Here is a 16489-nt window from a genome sequence, read left to right as displayed (position 1 = left end):
GCATGATTAAGGTGTAAAGCAAGTAAAAAGATTGGGAAGTGGTCGTTTTTAAAAGAGGGATTTATGAAGAATCCAGCGACATTGAAGGTAAGAAAAAATCCCATTTGTGGTGACAAAAAGGATTCTCATTTATCGGGCCCTACTGCCCGTTGTTTTTATATTAGTAAAGGAGTTCGTAGATCTCCATTGCAATCAAATCAATGCTATCAAATGTATAAGTTTCACGAGCTTCTACATCGCGAAGGGTGAAGAGTGATCCGTTTTCTTCGTCATGGCTGTATGCAACTTCTGCGACAACAACACCTTCACGTTCAAAATTACGTTTTAGATTTCCACCATCTTTTGTCATTGCTTCTAGGCGGTTAATGATTCTAACCAAATGTGATTCCATTTTGATTCTCCTCCATTTCTTATCGTTTCTATTTTACCATAAACAAGAGGTAGTTGACTAGAAAAAAACTGTGATTTCTCTCTATTTCTCTATTCTATCAAGTTAATTGTTAAAATTAGGGAAAAAGGATTGCATTTTAATTCAATTCATGTTATAATCATACAATCTAATACATAGAAAGTTGATTGAATATGAATTTTTCTTTTTTACCAAAGTATTTACCGTATTTTAACTATGGTGCTCTGATTACCGTATTGATTTCCATCCTTGTTGTCTGCTTAGGGACCATTATAGGTGTGTTACTGGCCTTTGCTCAACGTTCACGCTTTAAACCGCTCGTTTGGTTTGCAAATGTCTATGTTTGGATCTTCCGTGGGACGCCTATGATGGTTCAAATAATGATTGCCTTTGCTCTTATGCATATCAATGCTCCGACTATTCAAGTGGGAATTTTAGGAGTTGATCTTTCTCGTTTGATTCCTGGTATTCTGATTATTTCTATGAACAGTGGTGCTTATGTTTCAGAAACTGTTCGTGCGGGGATCAATGCGGTTCCTAAAGGGCAGTTAGAGGCAGCTTATTCCTTAGGTATTCGTCCCAAAAATGCCATGCGTTATGTCATTTTGCCACAAGCTATCAAAAATATTCTTCCAGCTCTTGGAAACGAATTTATCACCATTATCAAGGATAGTTCCCTCTTATCAGCGATTGGGGTGATGGAGTTGTGGAATGGTGCAACGACAGTAGCAACAACAACTTATTTACCGTTGACTCCTCTTTTATTTGCAGCCTTTTACTATTTGATTATGACCTCTGTTTTGACAGTGGCGTTGAAAGCATTTGAAAAACATATTGGACAAGGAGACAAGAAATAATGACAGAAACCTTGATTAAAATTGAAGAACTACATAAGTCTTTTGGGAAAAATGAAGTTTTAAAAGGCATCAATCTTGAGATTAAACGTGGAGAAGTTGTGGTCATTATTGGTCCGTCAGGGAGCGGGAAATCAACCCTCCTTCGTTCGATGAATCTCCTTGAAGAAGCAAGTAAAGGTAAGGTTATCTTTGAAGGAGTTGATATCACAGATAAGAAAAATGACCTTTTTGCCATGCGTGAAAAGATGGGCATGGTATTCCAACAATTCAACCTCTTTCCCAATATGACAGTGATGGAAAATATCACTTTGTCACCAATTAAAACCAAAGGTGAAAGCAAGGAAGTTGCGGAGAAAAGAGCACAGGAACTGTTAGAAAAAGTTGGCTTGCCAGATAAGGCGACGGCTTATCCACAGAGTTTGTCAGGTGGTCAGCAGCAACGGATTGCCATTGCACGTGGACTTGCTATGGAACCAGATGTTTTGCTCTTTGATGAGCCGACTTCAGCCCTAGACCCGGAGATGGTTGGAGAAGTTCTAGCTGTTATGCAAGACCTTGCCAAGTCAGGGATGACTATGGTGATTGTGACTCATGAAATGGGCTTTGCGCGTGAGGTAGCAGACCGTGTTATCTTTATGGCAGATGGGGTTGTTGTCGAAGATGGAACACCAGAAGAGATTTTCGATCAAACAAAAGAACAACGGACCAAGGAATTTTTGAGTAAGGTTTTGTAAGACCTCATTTTTAGAAGAAATGGAGTAGGTATCATGGCTTCCAGTAAAGAATATTTAAACTTTATTCTCGAACAGCTATCAGAGCTAGAGGAGATGAGTTATCGTCCAATGATGGGAGAGTATATTCTTTATTATCGTGGAAAGATTATTGGAGGAATCTATGATAATCGTCTGTTACTGAAGCCTGTGAAGATGGTCTTGGATCAACTGGGACAGACTAGGCTTGAACGTCCTTATGAAGGAGCTAAGGAGATGATTTTGATAGAAGACATTGAAGATAAATCATTTCTAATGAAATTAATCAAGGAGATGTATGAAGTCTTACCGGCTCCAAAAGTCAAAAAGAAAGCATGACAGATTTACCTAGTATAAATAGGCATAAAAGCTCGACAAGGGCTTTTTCTTATAGTTTCAGACTATAAGGTCCATTAGGCAAGAAGTGTTAGGATGGCGAGTTATTTTTTGATATAATAGAGGATATTTGATAGAAAAGAGAAGAGATATGGCTCAGATTATTGATGGGAAGGCTCTTGCGGCTAAGTTACAAGGACAGTTGGCTGAAAAGACGGCCAAACTAAAAGAAGAAACAGGTCTAGTTCCAGGATTGGTAGTGATTTTGGTGGGGGACAATCCTGCCAGCCAAGTCTACGTTCGCAATAAGGAACGGTCAGCTCTCGCTGCTGGCTTCCGTAGTGAAGTAGTGCGAGTTCCAGAGGCCATTACCCAGGCGGAATTGTTAGACTTGATTGCCAAATACAATCAAGATCCAGCTTGGCATGGGATTTTGGTTCAATTACCTTTGCCAAAACATATTGACGAAGAGGCAGTTTTATTAGCTATTGACCCCGAAAAAGATGTGGATGGTTTCCACCCGCTAAACATGGGGCGTCTCTGGTCTGGTCATCCAGTTATGATTCCTTCGACACCTGCAGGAATTATGGAAATGTTTCATGAGTATGGGATTGACTTGGAAGGTAAAAATGCGGTTGTTATCGGTCGTTCAAATATTGTTGGAAAACCGATGGCTCAGCTTCTTTTAGCTAAGAATGCGACTGTGACCTTGACCCACTCACGCACCCATCATCTTGCCAAGGTGGCTGCTAAGGCGGATATCCTTGTCGTAGCTATTGGTCGCGCCAAGTTTGTGACTGCTGACTTTGTCAAACCAGGAGCGGTTGTCATTGACGTTGGGATGAACCGAGATGAAAATGGCAAGCTTTGTGGAGATGTTGATTATGATGCTGTTGCACCACTTGCTAGTCACATCACACCTGTACCTGGTGGAGTTGGACCTATGACGATTACCATGCTAATGGAGCAAACCTATCAGGCAGCGCTTCGAACACTAAACAAGGACTAGGAAGATGAAATTCGTATTTGACCTGGATGGAACGCTATCTTTTGACTACATGACCATAGATGAGGAGATTCAGCAGGTTCTTTTAAAGGCTGAAGATTATGGGCATGAGCTTGTGTTTGCCTCAGCCCGCTCTTATCGGGATTGTTTGGGTTTATTAGGTTCTGAACTCAGTCAGCGCTTAGTCATAGGTTTGAATGGTGGCGTAGCCTATCATTTAGGGAAGGCTATCTTCGAAAGGAATCTTGATGCTAGAGTTTATCAGGCGCTAGTGGATTATTGCCAGACTTATAATCTCCCTTTCTTTGTAGATGATTGCTTTGACTACAGTGGTCAGATTGTAGAGAAGATTCCATTTATTTCCAGTGTGGATCCCCTAAAGGTGGCTCGTCATCAGAAACTTGAGAACTTAGGGACTCCGATTAAGGTAGTCGTTTATATGGGTGACCATGAGGAGTTGCTTGATGATCTGCTTGGTCAGCTAGAAAGACTAGGCCAGGCTCATCTCTCCTATCATGCGCATGAAAAGTGCCTTTATGTTAATCCCTTGGATACTCATAAGGCGACAACTGTTGAAAAGTTATGCGGGGAGAACTTCATCGCTTTTGGAAATGACCAAAACGATATTGAATTGTTTAAAACGTCTCTTTATTCAGTCCAGATAGGAGACTTTGCTGGCCTTACTCCATATGCAGATGACACGTTAGAGCTAAAAGGAGAACCTTCTCCAGCAGTGGCAGCTAAAATCTTACAGACCTTTGCGGAATTTAAGGGAAAATAGTGTAGAAGGAGGTTTGCCCCTCCTTTTGTAGTATAATGGAGTGAGAGGAAAAATCGATGAAAGTGATTGATCAAACTTTATTAGAAAAAGTTATTATTGAACGGTCTCGTCACAGCCATAAGGGAGATTACGGTCGCCTGCTCTTGCTGGGAGGAACCTATCCTTATGGGGGAGCTATCATCATGTCCGCCATTGCAGCAGTTAAAAGTGGGGCAGGTTTGGTGACTGTTGGCACAGATAGGGAAAATATCCTTGCTCTGCACAGCCATTTACCTGAGGCCATGGCTTTTTCTCTTCAAGACCAGCAATTGTTAAAAGAACAGTTGGAAAAGGCTGAAGTTATCTTGTTAGGTCCGGGTTTGCGAGAGGATGCATTCGGAGAAGAACTCGTAAAACGGGTCTGTGAGAGCCTTAGAAAAGACCAGATTTTGATTGCAGACGGCGGTGCTTTGGGCATCTTAGCAAACGGCCAGTTACCATTTCCTTCCAGTCAGCTCATCCTAACTCCCCACCAAAAGGAGTGGGAAAGACTGTCTGGTATAGTTCTTGACCATCAAAATACAGAGGCGACTGCTAGTGCTCTTTCAGCGTTTCCTCAAGGAACGATTCTAGTTGAGAAAGGTCCAGCGACTCGTATCTGGCAAGCTGGGCAGCCTGAATATTATCAATTAGAAGTCGGAGGCCCTTATCAAGCAACTGGTGGGATGGGAGATACACTTGCTGGGATGATTGCAGGTTTTGCAGGTCAGTTTCATCAAGTCAGTCTCTATGAGAGAGTGGTGGTAGCGACCTATCTTCATTCAGCTATCGCGCAAGAACTAGCTCAAGAAAACTACCTTGTCTTGCCAACAGAAATTAGCAAGGCTCTTCCGAAAACAATGAAAAAAATATCTCAAAAAGGCAGCTAATACCTTGGTTGCCTTTTTATGTTGATGTAGCTTTGTTGATAAGGTTTTTAAATACCTCAAAACCAGCGACCAACTGCTTAACTTGCGTGAAATTCTCACTTCTAAGGTCTTGATTTTTACTCAAACTCAAAAGGAAAGTGAGATTGTTATCAAAGTTGAGGGGTGTCAAATCATGCTTTTTTTGATATAATTTTTAATGATGAATGCGAGAAATGATCGGTATGTGGTCGTTGATTTAGAGGCGACCAGCACTGGAAGCAAGGCAAAAATTATTCAAGTAGGCATTGTGGTGATTGAGAATGGTGAAATCATCGATCAGTATGCGACCGATGTCAATCCCCATGAACCCTTGGATTCTCATATCAAAGAATTAACGGGTCTAACCGATCAGCGTTTGGCTGCGGCACCAGAGTTTTCTCAGGTGGCCGGAAAAATTTTTGAATTGGTTAAGGACGGTATTTTTGTTGCGCACAATGTACAATTTGATGCCAACCTCCTTGCAGAATTCCTCTTTTTTGAAGGATATGAATTGCGCACCCCGCGGGTGGATACTGTTGAGTTAGCCCAAGTTCTATATCCTCAATTTGAAAAGTACAATCTAGGTATTCTTTGTCAAGAGTTGGGCATTGAGCTGGAACATGCCCATACTGCCCTGTCAGATGCTCAAGCAACAGCTGAACTCTTGCTTTACATGCGTCAAAAACTTTTTGAGCTACCTAAAGGGCTTTTAGAAAGCTTATTAAACCTTGCAGACAACCTTCTCTATGAAAGTTATCTGGTGATTGAGGAGGTCTATCAGCAACAATCTCTCTTGTCTTCGCCAGACTTGATGGAACTTCATGGGCTTTTCCTCAAAAAGGAAAGCAAAGCCTTAGTCCCACGAAAGTTATCCAAAGATTTTGCTAAAAATATTTCTTTATTGGGGCTGGAGGAGCGACCGCAACAGTTGGAATTTGCGGAGAAGATTGAGCAATTATTGGAAGAACACCAGACTTCCTTTATCCAAGCTCAAACGGGACTGGGCAAGACTTATGGTTATCTCCTCCCAGTTTTGAACTTGGAGAGTCAAGCAGGTATCCTAGTGAGTGTTCCGACCAAAATTCTTCAAAATCAAATCATGCAAGAAGAAGGTCAGCGATTAAAAGAGGTTTTCCATATGGAGATTCATAGTCTCAAGGGGCCTCAAAATTACTTGAAATTGGATGCTTTTCACCAAGTCCTCCATCGGCCGGAGTCCAATCGTCTATTTACTCGATTTAAAATGCAACTGCTTATCTGGCTAACAGAGACAGAGATAGGTGACTTGGACGAAATCGGTCAACTTTATCGCTATCAGCATTTTCTACCAGAACTAGTCCACGATGGCAAGCTTTCAAAGAAAAGTTTATTTGCTACAGAGGATTTTTGGAAACGAGGGCAGGAAAAGGCCAAGACCAGTCGTGTTCTTCTGACCAATCATGCCTATCTGGTCACTCGTTTGGAAGACAATCCAGAGTTTGTCGACAATCGTTTGGTGATTTTGGATGAAGCTCAAAAAATGCTGTTAGCTCTCGAAAATCTAGCCCAGCAGGCTTATCGCCTTGAGGAACTTGTAACCCAAATTGAAAAGTCCTTGGAGTCAGAGGAAGATTTGGTTCAGAAACGTTTGCTTGAGAGTATCGGCTTTGAATGTCGTTACTTGATGGAGCACTATCAGTCAGGTCTGAAGAATGGAAAGTGGTTGGATTCTCTCGAACACTTGCGCCAGCATTTTTCGGAGTTAGCTCTCCCAGAGTATCGAGAACTTGCAAACTTTTTCACCTCGGACCGTGAATTTTGGCTTGCTACAGCAGAGAAATCGAGCAAGGATGTCTTGATTTGTTCAAGTAAAAAAGGCCGCTTTATACTAGCAGACTTATTGCCAGAAGATTGCAGGCTCCTAGGAGTATCGGCTACTCTTGAAATCAGCAATCGGGTTTCCTTAGCAGATTTATTGGGATTTCCGGATGCTCCACTTGTTAGGCTTGATGTAGCAAAACAGGAGCAACAAGAAGTCTTTCTAGTCAATGATTTTCCTCTTGTGACAGAAGTTTCGCCTGTTGACTATGCTAGTGAAGTGGCTTCTGTTATCCGAAGGTTACAAGCCTTTCAAAAACCCATACTGGTCTTGTTTACCTCAAAAGAGATGTTGCTGGTAGTTTCAGACCTGCTCGACCAACCGCATCTAGCTCAGTATAAAAATGGGGAACCTAGCCAACTGAAAAAACGTTTTGAAAAAGGCGAACGTCAGATCTTGCTTGGAACAGGTAGTTTCTGGGAAGGGGTTGATTTTTCAACCCATCCTTGCGTGATTCAAGTGATTCCGAGATTGCCTTTCCAAAACCCCCAAGAACCCTTAACCAAAAAATTAAACCAAGAACTGCGTCAAGAAGGAAAAAATCCTTTCTATGATTATCAGTTGCCGATGACTATCATTCGGCTAAAACAAGCCCTGGGTCGTACTGTTAGACGGCCCAACCAAGGTTCGGTTGCTGTAATCTTAGACAGTCGTGTTGTCAGCAAGCGTTACGGCAAACAAATCGCTCAGACCTTGTCAAAAGAAAGGACTGTTCAGGTTCTTTCTAGAGACCAGCTAGAGTCTGCTGTAGCTGATTTTCTCCAATCCCGTCGCAATAGAATGAAAGAAAAATCCAAGAAAGAGAAGAGGTAAAAAATATGAAACGTTCCTTCGACTCTCGAGTCGATTATAGCCTTCTCCTACCAGTGTTTTGTTTACTGGTGATTGGAGTAGTGGCCATTTATATAGCAGTTAGTCATGACTATCCAAATAATGTACTTCCAATACTAGGCCAGCAAATCGCTTGGATTTCCTTGGGCCTTGTCATTGGTTTTGTGGTCATGTTCTTCAATACCGAGTTTTTATGGAAGGTGACTCCTTATCTCTATGGTTTAGGCCTAGCCTTGATGGTCCTCCCTCTTGTTTTCTACAATCCAAATCTTGTAGCGTCAACAGGTGCCAAGAACTGGGTATCGATTGGTGGAACGACACTCTTTCAGCCATCGGAGTTCATGAAGATTTCCTATATCTTGATGTTAGCTCGAGTCATCGTACAATTCACTCAAAAACACAAGGAATGGCGACGAACTATTCCCTTGGATTTCCTATTGATTGGTTGGATGATCGCCTTTACCATCCCAGTCTTGATCCTCTTAGCCCTACAAAGTGACTTGGGGACTGCCTTGGTCTTTGTGGCTATTTTTGCAGGTATGGTTCTCCTTTCAGGTGTTTCGTGGAAGATTATCATTCCTGTTTTTGCGACAGGAGTGACTGCAGTTGCAGGCTTCATGGTCATCTTTATAAGCAAGGATGGACGTGCCTTCTTGCATCAGATTGGGATGCCAACCTACCAGATCAACCGCATCTTGGCTTGGCTCAATCCCTTTGACTTCGCGCAAACAACGACTTACCAACAGGCGCAGGGACAAATTGCGATTGGAAGTGGTGGCTTGTTTGGGCAAGGTTTCAATGTGTCCAATCTCCTCATTCCAGTACGTGAGAGTGATATGATTTTTACAGTGATTGCTGAAGATTTTGGCTTTATTGGTTCGGTCTTTGTCGTTGCCTTGTACTTGCTTCTTATTTACCGGATGTTGAAGATTACGCTCAGGTCAAATAACCAGTTCTACACCTACATTTCGACTGGTTTTATCATGATGTTGCTTTTCCATATCTTTGAAAATATCGGTGCCGTGACAGGCTTACTTCCTTTGACAGGGATTCCTCTGCCTTTCATCTCTCAAGGGGGTTCCGCAATTATTAGCAACCTCATTGGTGTCGGTCTCCTCTTATCTATGAGTTACCAGACCAACCTAGCGGAGGAGAAAAGTGGAAAAGTTCCATTCAAACGAAAGAAAGTCGTCCTAAAACAAATCAAATAAGGAGGCCACTATGGCAAAAGTAGCAGTTATTTTAGCCCAGGGTTTTGAAGAAATTGAAGCCTTGACAGTAGTTGATGTCTTGCGTCGAGCAAACATTTCATGTGATATGGTAGGATTTGAAGAACAGGTGACAGGATCGCATGACATTCAGGTAAAAGCCGACCGTATCTTTGATGGTGATTTGTCTGACTATGACTTGGTCGTTCTTCCAGGTGGCATGCCAGGCTCAGCTCACCTACGGGATAATCAAGCCCTCATTTCACAGATTAAAGCCTTTAATCAAGCAGGAAAGAAAATTGCTGCCATCTGTGCAGCTCCAATCGCCCTCCATCAAGCAGGTATCCTGAAAGACAAGCGCTTCACCTGTTATGACGGTGTTCAGGAGAACATCAGTGATGGAATTTATCAAAAGCAAACAGTGGTTGTGGATGGCAATCTAACAACTAGCCGAGGACCGTCAACCGCACTTGCCTTTGCCTATGAGTTGGTAGAGCAGTTGGGAGGGGATGCTGAAAGTTTACGAGTCGGCATGCTCTATCGAGATGTCTTTGGAAATTAACAGTAAGACGAGAGTTCGGCTCTCGTTTTTACTTGGAAAAATCTAGGAAATCATCGCTTTTTTCATAAAAAAATGGTATAATGAAGGGTATGAAATATCACGACTACATATGGGATTTAGGTGGCACCCTATTGGATAATTATGAGACTTCTACAGCAGCCTTTGTAGAGACCTTAGCCCAATACGGAATAGAGCAAGAACACGACCGTGTTTACGAAGCCTTAAAGGTTTCGACAGCTTTTGCCATTGAGAAGTTTGCCCCAGACATCGAGAATTTTTTAGAAAACTACAAAGATAATGAAGCGCGTGAGCTAGAGTATCCAGTTTTGTTTGAAGGGATTCCAGAACTACTCAAAGACATTTCTGACAAGGGTGGCCGTCATTTCTTAGTTTCTCATCGAAATGACCAAGTTCTAGAACTTCTTGCAAAGACTCAGATAGCTGACTATTTCACAGAAGTCGTGACTGCCAGTTCCGGTTTCAAACGAAAACCAGATCCTGAGTCCATGATTTATTTACGTGATAAATATCATATCTCATCCGGTTTGGTCATTGGAGACAGGAATATTGATGTAGAAGCAGGGAAAGCTGCCGGCTTAGATGCCTATCTTTTTAAAAACGTTGTGACACTGAGACAAGCAATAGACATGTAAGAAAAGGGAAAAAATGACAGAAGAAATCAAAAATCAACAGGCACAGGATTATGATGCCAGCCAAATTCAAGTTTTGGAGGGGTTGGAGGCCGTTCGTATGCGTCCAGGTATGTATATTGGGTCGACTTCAAAAGAAGGCCTTCACCATCTAGTCTGGGAAATCGTTGATAATTCAATTGATGAAGCCCTAGCAGGATTTGCCAGTCATATCCAAGTCCTTATTGAACCAGATAATTCCATCACCGTTGTGGATGATGGACGTGGTATTCCTGTTGACATTCAGGAAAAGACAGGACGTCCTGCCGTTGAGACCGTCTTTACTGTTCTTCACGCTGGAGGAAAATTCGGCGGTGGCGGATACAAGGTATCAGGTGGATTGCACGGTGTGGGTTCATCAGTAGTAAATGCCCTTTCAACTCAACTAGATGTTCGGGTTCATAAAAACGGAAAAATTTATTATCAAGAATACCACCGTGGGAATGTCGTTGCTGATCTTGAGGTGGTTGGAGATACGGATAAAACGGGAACAACAGTTCACTTCACGCCGGACCCAGAGATTTTTACAGAAACAACAACTTTTGACTTTGACAAATTAAATAAACGCATTCAAGAACTAGCCTTTTTGAACCGGGGGCTTCGAATCTCCATCACAGATAAGCGTGAAGGTCTCGAACAAAGCAAGCATTACCACTATGAAGGTGGGATTGCTAGTTACGTTGAATATATCAACGAGAACAAGGATGTTATCTTTGACACACCAATCTACACAGATGGTGAGATGGATGATATTACTGTTGAAGTAGCCATGCAGTACACAACCGGTTACCACGAAAATGTCATGAGTTTCGCCAATAATATTCACACCCATGAAGGTGGAACGCATGAGCAAGGTTTCCGTACAGCACTGACGCGTGTTATCAATGATTATGCCCGCAAAAATAAGCTGCTAAAAGACAATGAAGACAACCTAACAGGGGAAGATGTTCGCGAAGGCTTGACTGCAGTTATCTCAGTTAAACATCCAAATCCGCAGTTTGAAGGACAAACCAAGACTAAGCTGGGCAATAGTGAAGTAGTTAAGATCACCAATCGCCTCTTCAGCGAGGCCTTCTCTGATTTTCTCATGGAAAATCCACAGATTGCTAAGCGCATCGTGGAAAAAGGGGTTTTGGCTGCCAAGGCTCGTGTGGCCGCCAAGCGTGCGCGTGAAGTCACGCGCAAGAAATCTGGTTTGGAAATTTCCAATCTTCCAGGAAAACTAGCAGACTGTTCTTCAAATAATCCTGCTGAAACCGAACTCTTCATCGTCGAAGGAGACTCGGCTGGTGGATCAGCTAAATCTGGTCGTAACCGTGAGTTCCAAGCTATCTTACCAATTCGTGGTAAGATCTTGAACGTTGAAAAGGCTAGTATGGATAAAATTCTTGCCAACGAAGAAATTCGGAGCCTCTTCACAGCCATGGGAACAGGATTTGGTGCAGAATTCGATGTTACTAAGGCTCGTTACCAAAAACTCGTTTTGATGACCGATGCCGATGTTGATGGAGCCCACATTCGAACTCTCTTGCTAACCTTGATTTACCGCTACATGAAACCAATCCTAGAAGCTGGTTATGTTTATATTGCCCAACCACCGATTTATGGGGTTAAAGTTGGAAGTGAGATCAAAGAATACATCCAGCCAGGTACAGATCAAGAAATTAAACTCCAAGAAGCCTTAGCACGTCATAGTGAAGGACGCTCAAAGCCAACCATCCAACGTTATAAAGGGTTGGGAGAAATGGATGACCACCAATTGTGGGAAACAACCATGGATCCAGAACATCGCTTGATGGCGCGTGTTTCAGTAGATGATGCTGCTGAAGCAGATAGAATCTTTGATATGTTGATGGGCGATCGGGTAGAACCTCGTCGCGAATTTATCGAAGAAAACGCTGTTTACAGTACACTTGACGTCTAAAAAATGTGGGAAATAGTTCCCTTGGTTTAAAAAATATGATATAATCATTACGATTGTTTCTAGTATAAAAGGAGTTTGATATGTCTAATGGACAACTAATTTATCTAATGGTTGCGATTGCGGTCATTTTGATTTTAGCTTATGTAACAGCCATTTTTCTACGTAAGCGTAATGTAAGCAGATTAACGGCGCTTGAAGAAAGAAAAGAAGAACTCTACAACCTTCCTGTAAATGATGAGGTTGAAGCCGTTAAAAATATGCACTTGATTGGTCAAAGTCAGGTAACCTTTCGTGAATGGAATCAAAAATGGGTTGATTTATCTCTGAACTCATTTGCAGACATCGAAAATCACCTCTTTGAAGCTGAAAACTACAATAATTCTTTTCGTTTCTTTAAAGCAGCTCACAAGATTGATCAAATTGAAAGCCAGATTAGTTTGATTGAAGAGGATATTGCAGCTATTCGCAATGCCCTTTCTGAACTCGAAAAGCAAGAATCTAAGAACAGTGGTCGTGTCCTACATGCTTTGGACTTGTTTGAAACCCTTCAACATACCGTTGCAGAAGATTCAGAGAAATATGGAAAAGCTCTTCCTGAGATTGAGAAACAATTGGAAAACATCCAATCGGAATTCTCTCAATTCGTTACCCTTAACTCATCAGGTGACCCAGTCGAAGCTGCAGCAATCTTAGATGATACTGAAAATCATATTCTTGCTCTAACGCATATTGTTGATCGGATTCCAGCTCTTGTTGAAACCTTGACAAAGGAATTACCAGATCAATTAGCAGATTTGGAAGAAGGCTATCGCAAGTTGTTGGATGCCAACTACCACTTTACTGAAACAGATATTGAGTCACGTTTCCAACTTTTGCATGAATCTTTGAAGAATAATCAAGAAAACATTCGTCAGTTGGAGTTGGACAATGCAGAGTATGAAAATAATCGCATTCAAGAAGAAATCAACGCACTTTATGATATTTTCACTCGTGAAATTGAGGCTCAAAAAGTCGTTGAGAATCTCCTCTCAACACTTCCAACCTATCTCAACCACTTGAAAGAAAATAACCAGGTGCTTGTTCAAGATCTTGAACGCCTGAATAAAACTTATCTTCTTCCAGAAAGTGATGGAAATCATGTTCGCCGACTTCAAGAAGAATTAGCTGCACTTGATACTGCTATTTTAGAAATAACAGAGGATCAAAGAGAATCTGCTCAAGCCTATTCTGTTCTTGAAGAACAGTTGGAAATGCTTCAAAGCAATCTCAAAGATATTGAAGATGAGCAAATTTCTGTGAGCGAACGACTTGCGCAAATTGAAAAAGACGACCTCAATGCTCGCCAAAAAGCAAATGTCTATGTGAATCGTTTGCACACCATCAAACGTTACATGGAAAAGCGAAACTTACCAGGAATCCCTCAAAGTTTTTTGAAACTCTTCTTTACTGCAAGTCATAACACTGAAGATTTGATGGCGGAGCTAGAACAACCGCAGGTTAATATTGAATCTGTTAAGCGAATTCTTGAAATTGCAACGAATGATATGGCAGTACTTGAGACAGAAACATACGATATTGTTCAGTATGCAACTTTGACAGAGCAACTTCTCCAATACTCAAATCGTTACCGTTCATTTGATGAACGCATCCAAGAGGCTTTCAACGAAGCACTTGAAATTTTTGAGAAAGAGTTTGACTATCGGGCATCATTTGAGAAGATTTCTCAAGCCTTGGAAGTTGCAGAACCAGGAGTTACAAATCGTTTTGTGACTTCATATGAAAAAACACGTGAAGCAATTCGCTTTTAAAATAGAAGCTTAGAGAACTCTAAGCTTTTTCTTTATTTTTGAAATGGAGCTAGATTACCTGTTTATCATTGAAATAATAGCTTTGATTTGATATGATGGAAATATGAAGAAAAATATGAACCGTGTTTCTCACGATAAAAAGAGAAGTATATTGCTTTCCTTTGTTGGGATCTTAGGAATCGCTATGATTCTTTTGGGAAGTGCCATTGGCTACAAGGTTCTACAAAAGCAATCTTATGAACAAAAAATTGAAGCGTTAAAAAGCGAAAAGGATCAGCAATTCAACTCAGGTAGTCAGAGGGACAATTTCCGAAAAGGGCAAGCGGAGGTGATTGCCTACTACCCTCTGCAAGGAGAGGAAGTTATTGCGTCTATTAGAGAAAAAATCAACCAAGACATCAAAGAAAATCTAGAAGATAAAGAGGATCTGGTCTTTTATTATACTGAACAGCTGGATCCTGTCTTAAAGGGAGTTGTTGCTCGTAATATCAGCAAGCAAGTCTACGATTTGTCTGCATCAAAGGTTGAAGAAAAAGAAAAGACTTCTTTAGGAAAAATTTTCTTGACTGAAGATGGGAAAGATTTTGACCTCAGTAAACTTTTTAAAGATGCAAGCAAGGCTAAGGAACTCTTACTAAGTCAAATCAAATCAACTCTAGAAGATAAGAAACTTGACCAGGCAAAAATTGATCAGGTTGTCAAAAACTTCACAGATCAGGATTTGGCATCTTGGAGTTTTGATTATAAAGATAGTCAAATTATCCTTTATCCTGCTAATCCTGGAGAGACTGTTGAAGAAATTGCTTTACCAATATCCAGTTTCTTTGATGTCATTGATTCCTCTTATTTACTAGAAAAAGATGCTGAACTTTATCAAGCTTACTTTGCCAAGAAAAATAAAAAGGTTGTAGCCTTGACCTTTGATGATGGTCCTAATCCGACTACAACTCCACAAGCCTTGGATACCTTGGCTAAGTATGGTGTAAAAGCAACCTTCTTTGTACTTGGAAAAAACATAGCAGGAAATGAGGATCTTCTGAAACGAATGAAATCGGAAGGTCATGTTGTGGGAAATCATAGCTGGGATCACCCTATCCTTTCTAAATTATCCCTCGAAGATGCTAAAAAGCAAATCACTGATACAGAAGATTTGTTGACTCAAGTTTTAGGATCAAGCTCTAAACTGATGCGTCCACCTTATGGTGCCATCACTGATGATATTCGAAATAGTCTTGACTTGAGTTTTATCATGTGGGATGTGGATAGTTTAGACTGGAAGAGTAAGAATGAAGCTGCTATTTTGACAGAAATTCAACACCAAGTTCGTAATGGTTCTATCATTCTCATGCATGATATCCATGCTCCTTCTGTTAATTCTCTACCAAGTGTCATTGAGTATTTAAAGGGTGAGGGTTATACATTTGTGACCGTTCCTGAATTGCTCAATTCTCGCTTGAAGGCTCACGAGATCTATTACGACCGTGATCAATAATTGTTAAAATCTAAAGGAGCAAGTGTTCTGATAATCAGAATTTTGTTTCTTTAGATTTTCTTCACATAGAAAGGAAAAACGATGAAATCTTACACCCTTAATAATGGAGTTTCAATCCCAGTTTTAGGATTTGGAACATGGAAAGCTGAAAATGGAGAGGTAGCCTACCAAGCTGTTTTAGAAGCCTTGAAGGCTGGTTATCGTCATATCGATACTGCAGCTATCTACAAAAATGAGGAGAGTGTTGGTCGCGCTATTCGAGATAGCGGTATTCCTCGCCAAGAAATCTTTGTAACGACCAAACTCTGGAATACCAATCACAGCTATGAAGAAGCTCACCAAGCATTTGAAGAATCAATGGAAAAACTGGGATTGGACTATCTAGATTTGTACCTGATCCATTGGCCAAATCCAAAACCACTAAGAGAAAATGCCGAATGGAAAACTCGCAATGCTGAAGTCTGGAGAGCGATGGAGGATCTTTACCAAGAAGGCAAAATCCGTGCTATCGGCGTTAGTAATTTCCTTCCCCATCATTTGGATGCTTTGCTTGAGACAGCAAGAATCATCCCGGCGGTCAATCAGGTTCGCTTGGCGCCAGGAGTTTATCAAGAGGAAGTGGTTGACTACTGTAAAGAGAAAGGAATTCTCTTAGAGGCTTGGGGACCATTTGGGCAAGGGGAGTTGTTTGATAAGAAAGAAGTCCAAAAAATTGCTGCTAAGCATGGGAAATCAGTGGCCCAAATTGCCTTGGCTTGGAGTTTGGCAGAAGGATTTTTACCCCTACCTAAGTCAGTGACGGCTTCTCGCATCCAGAACAATCTTGACTGTTTTGGAATTGAACTCAGCAAAGACGAGCGAGAAGTCTTAAAGACAATTTCAGTGACTTCGGGCGCACCTCGTGTGGATGAGATGGATTTTTAGTTTGTGAAATCTGTTTATACCGAAATAACAAAGACTAGGAATTTTAAATCCTAGTCTTTTTGTGTATAAAAAATCTAAATTATTTGTATAATAAAATAGTTTTATAAATTGAAATAAATGAACAAGTTT

Annotated in this window: 15 protein-coding genes; 14 read left to right on the top strand and 1 reads right to left on the bottom strand. The window is 41.2% G+C overall.

What is annotated here, in order from left to right:
* Positions 1–160: 160 nt before the first annotated feature.
* Entirely contained in the window at positions 161–391 is a 231-nt protein-coding gene (locus EKB01_RS07075; RefSeq protein ID WP_000443577.1) for a DUF1797 family protein, read from the bottom strand.
* Between the two features lie 191 nt (positions 392–582).
* On the opposite strand from EKB01_RS07075, the gene EKB01_RS07070 reads away from it, so the two are divergent.
* The 14 genes from EKB01_RS07070 to EKB01_RS07005 all read left to right on the top strand — a co-directional run bounded on the left by EKB01_RS07070 (position 583) and on the right by EKB01_RS07005 (position 16360).
* Positions 583–1266 (top strand): amino acid ABC transporter permease, encoded by a 684-nt coding sequence (locus EKB01_RS07070; protein ID WP_001011622.1) that lies wholly within the window; start codon positions 583–585, stop codon positions 1264–1266.
* Positions 1266–2000, top strand: a complete 735-nt coding sequence (locus EKB01_RS07065; RefSeq protein ID WP_000140925.1) for an amino acid ABC transporter ATP-binding protein — start codon at positions 1266–1268, stop codon at positions 1998–2000. The genes EKB01_RS07070 and EKB01_RS07065 overlap by 1 nt, the downstream gene beginning before the upstream one ends.
* A 33-nt stretch (positions 2001–2033) precedes the next feature.
* Complete coding sequence (locus tag EKB01_RS07060) at positions 2034–2354, top strand: TfoX/Sxy family protein (protein WP_109289783.1); 321 nt, start codon at positions 2034–2036, stop codon at positions 2352–2354.
* 148 nt (positions 2355–2502) lie between these two features.
* Complete coding sequence (locus tag EKB01_RS07055; RefSeq protein ID WP_049549837.1) at positions 2503–3360, top strand: bifunctional methylenetetrahydrofolate dehydrogenase/methenyltetrahydrofolate cyclohydrolase; 858 nt, start codon at positions 2503–2505, stop codon at positions 3358–3360.
* A gap of 4 nt (positions 3361–3364) precedes the next feature.
* Positions 3365–4138, top strand: a complete 774-nt coding sequence (locus EKB01_RS07050) for an HAD hydrolase family protein (RefSeq protein ID WP_109289784.1) — start codon at positions 3365–3367, stop codon at positions 4136–4138.
* Between the two features lie 56 nt (positions 4139–4194).
* Entirely contained in the window at positions 4195–5046 is an 852-nt protein-coding gene (locus EKB01_RS07045; protein ID WP_167266284.1) for an NAD(P)H-hydrate dehydratase, read from the top strand.
* 196 nt (positions 5047–5242) lie between these two features.
* On the top strand, positions 5243–7735 hold the full coding sequence (locus EKB01_RS07040; protein WP_208288073.1) for a bifunctional DnaQ family exonuclease/ATP-dependent helicase: 2493 nt from the start codon (positions 5243–5245) through the stop codon (positions 7733–7735).
* 5 nt (positions 7736–7740) lie between these two features.
* Entirely contained in the window at positions 7741–8964 is a 1224-nt protein-coding gene (locus EKB01_RS07035; RefSeq protein WP_109289787.1) for an FtsW/RodA/SpoVE family cell cycle protein, read from the top strand.
* Positions 8965–8974: 10 nt separating this feature from the next.
* Positions 8975–9523 carry a DJ-1 family glyoxalase III gene (locus EKB01_RS07030; RefSeq protein WP_109289788.1) on the top strand — a complete coding sequence of 183 codons (549 nt, stop codon included), beginning with the start codon at positions 8975–8977 and terminating at the stop codon, positions 9521–9523.
* 89 nt (positions 9524–9612) lie between these two features.
* Positions 9613–10176 carry an HAD-IA family hydrolase gene (locus EKB01_RS07025; RefSeq protein ID WP_279586244.1) on the top strand — a complete coding sequence of 188 codons (564 nt, stop codon included), beginning with the start codon at positions 9613–9615 and terminating at the stop codon, positions 10174–10176.
* A gap of 13 nt (positions 10177–10189) precedes the next feature.
* A complete protein-coding gene (gyrB, locus tag EKB01_RS07020) occupies positions 10190–12136 on the top strand; it encodes a DNA topoisomerase (ATP-hydrolyzing) subunit B (RefSeq protein WP_167266282.1) in 1947 nt (648 codons plus the stop codon).
* A gap of 80 nt (positions 12137–12216) precedes the next feature.
* The gene (ezrA, locus tag EKB01_RS07015) at positions 12217–13944 is read left to right on the top strand and encodes a septation ring formation regulator EzrA (protein ID WP_167266279.1); all 1728 of its coding nucleotides are present in this window, start codon (positions 12217–12219) and stop codon (positions 13942–13944) included.
* Positions 13945–14047: 103 nt separating this feature from the next.
* Complete coding sequence (gene pgdA / locus EKB01_RS07010; protein WP_167266276.1) at positions 14048–15436, top strand: peptidoglycan-N-acetylglucosamine deacetylase PgdA; 1389 nt, start codon at positions 14048–14050, stop codon at positions 15434–15436.
* Between the two features lie 81 nt (positions 15437–15517).
* Complete coding sequence (locus tag EKB01_RS07005) at positions 15518–16360, top strand: aldo/keto reductase (RefSeq protein WP_167266273.1); 843 nt, start codon at positions 15518–15520, stop codon at positions 16358–16360.
* Positions 16361–16489: the final 129 nt, after the last annotated feature.

It is taken from the genome of Streptococcus sp. CCUG 71758, assembly GCF_011714815.1.
Lineage (GTDB): Bacteria > Bacillota > Bacilli > Lactobacillales > Streptococcaceae > Streptococcus > Streptococcus halitosis.
This window is presented reverse-complemented; position numbering and strand designations above follow the sequence as displayed.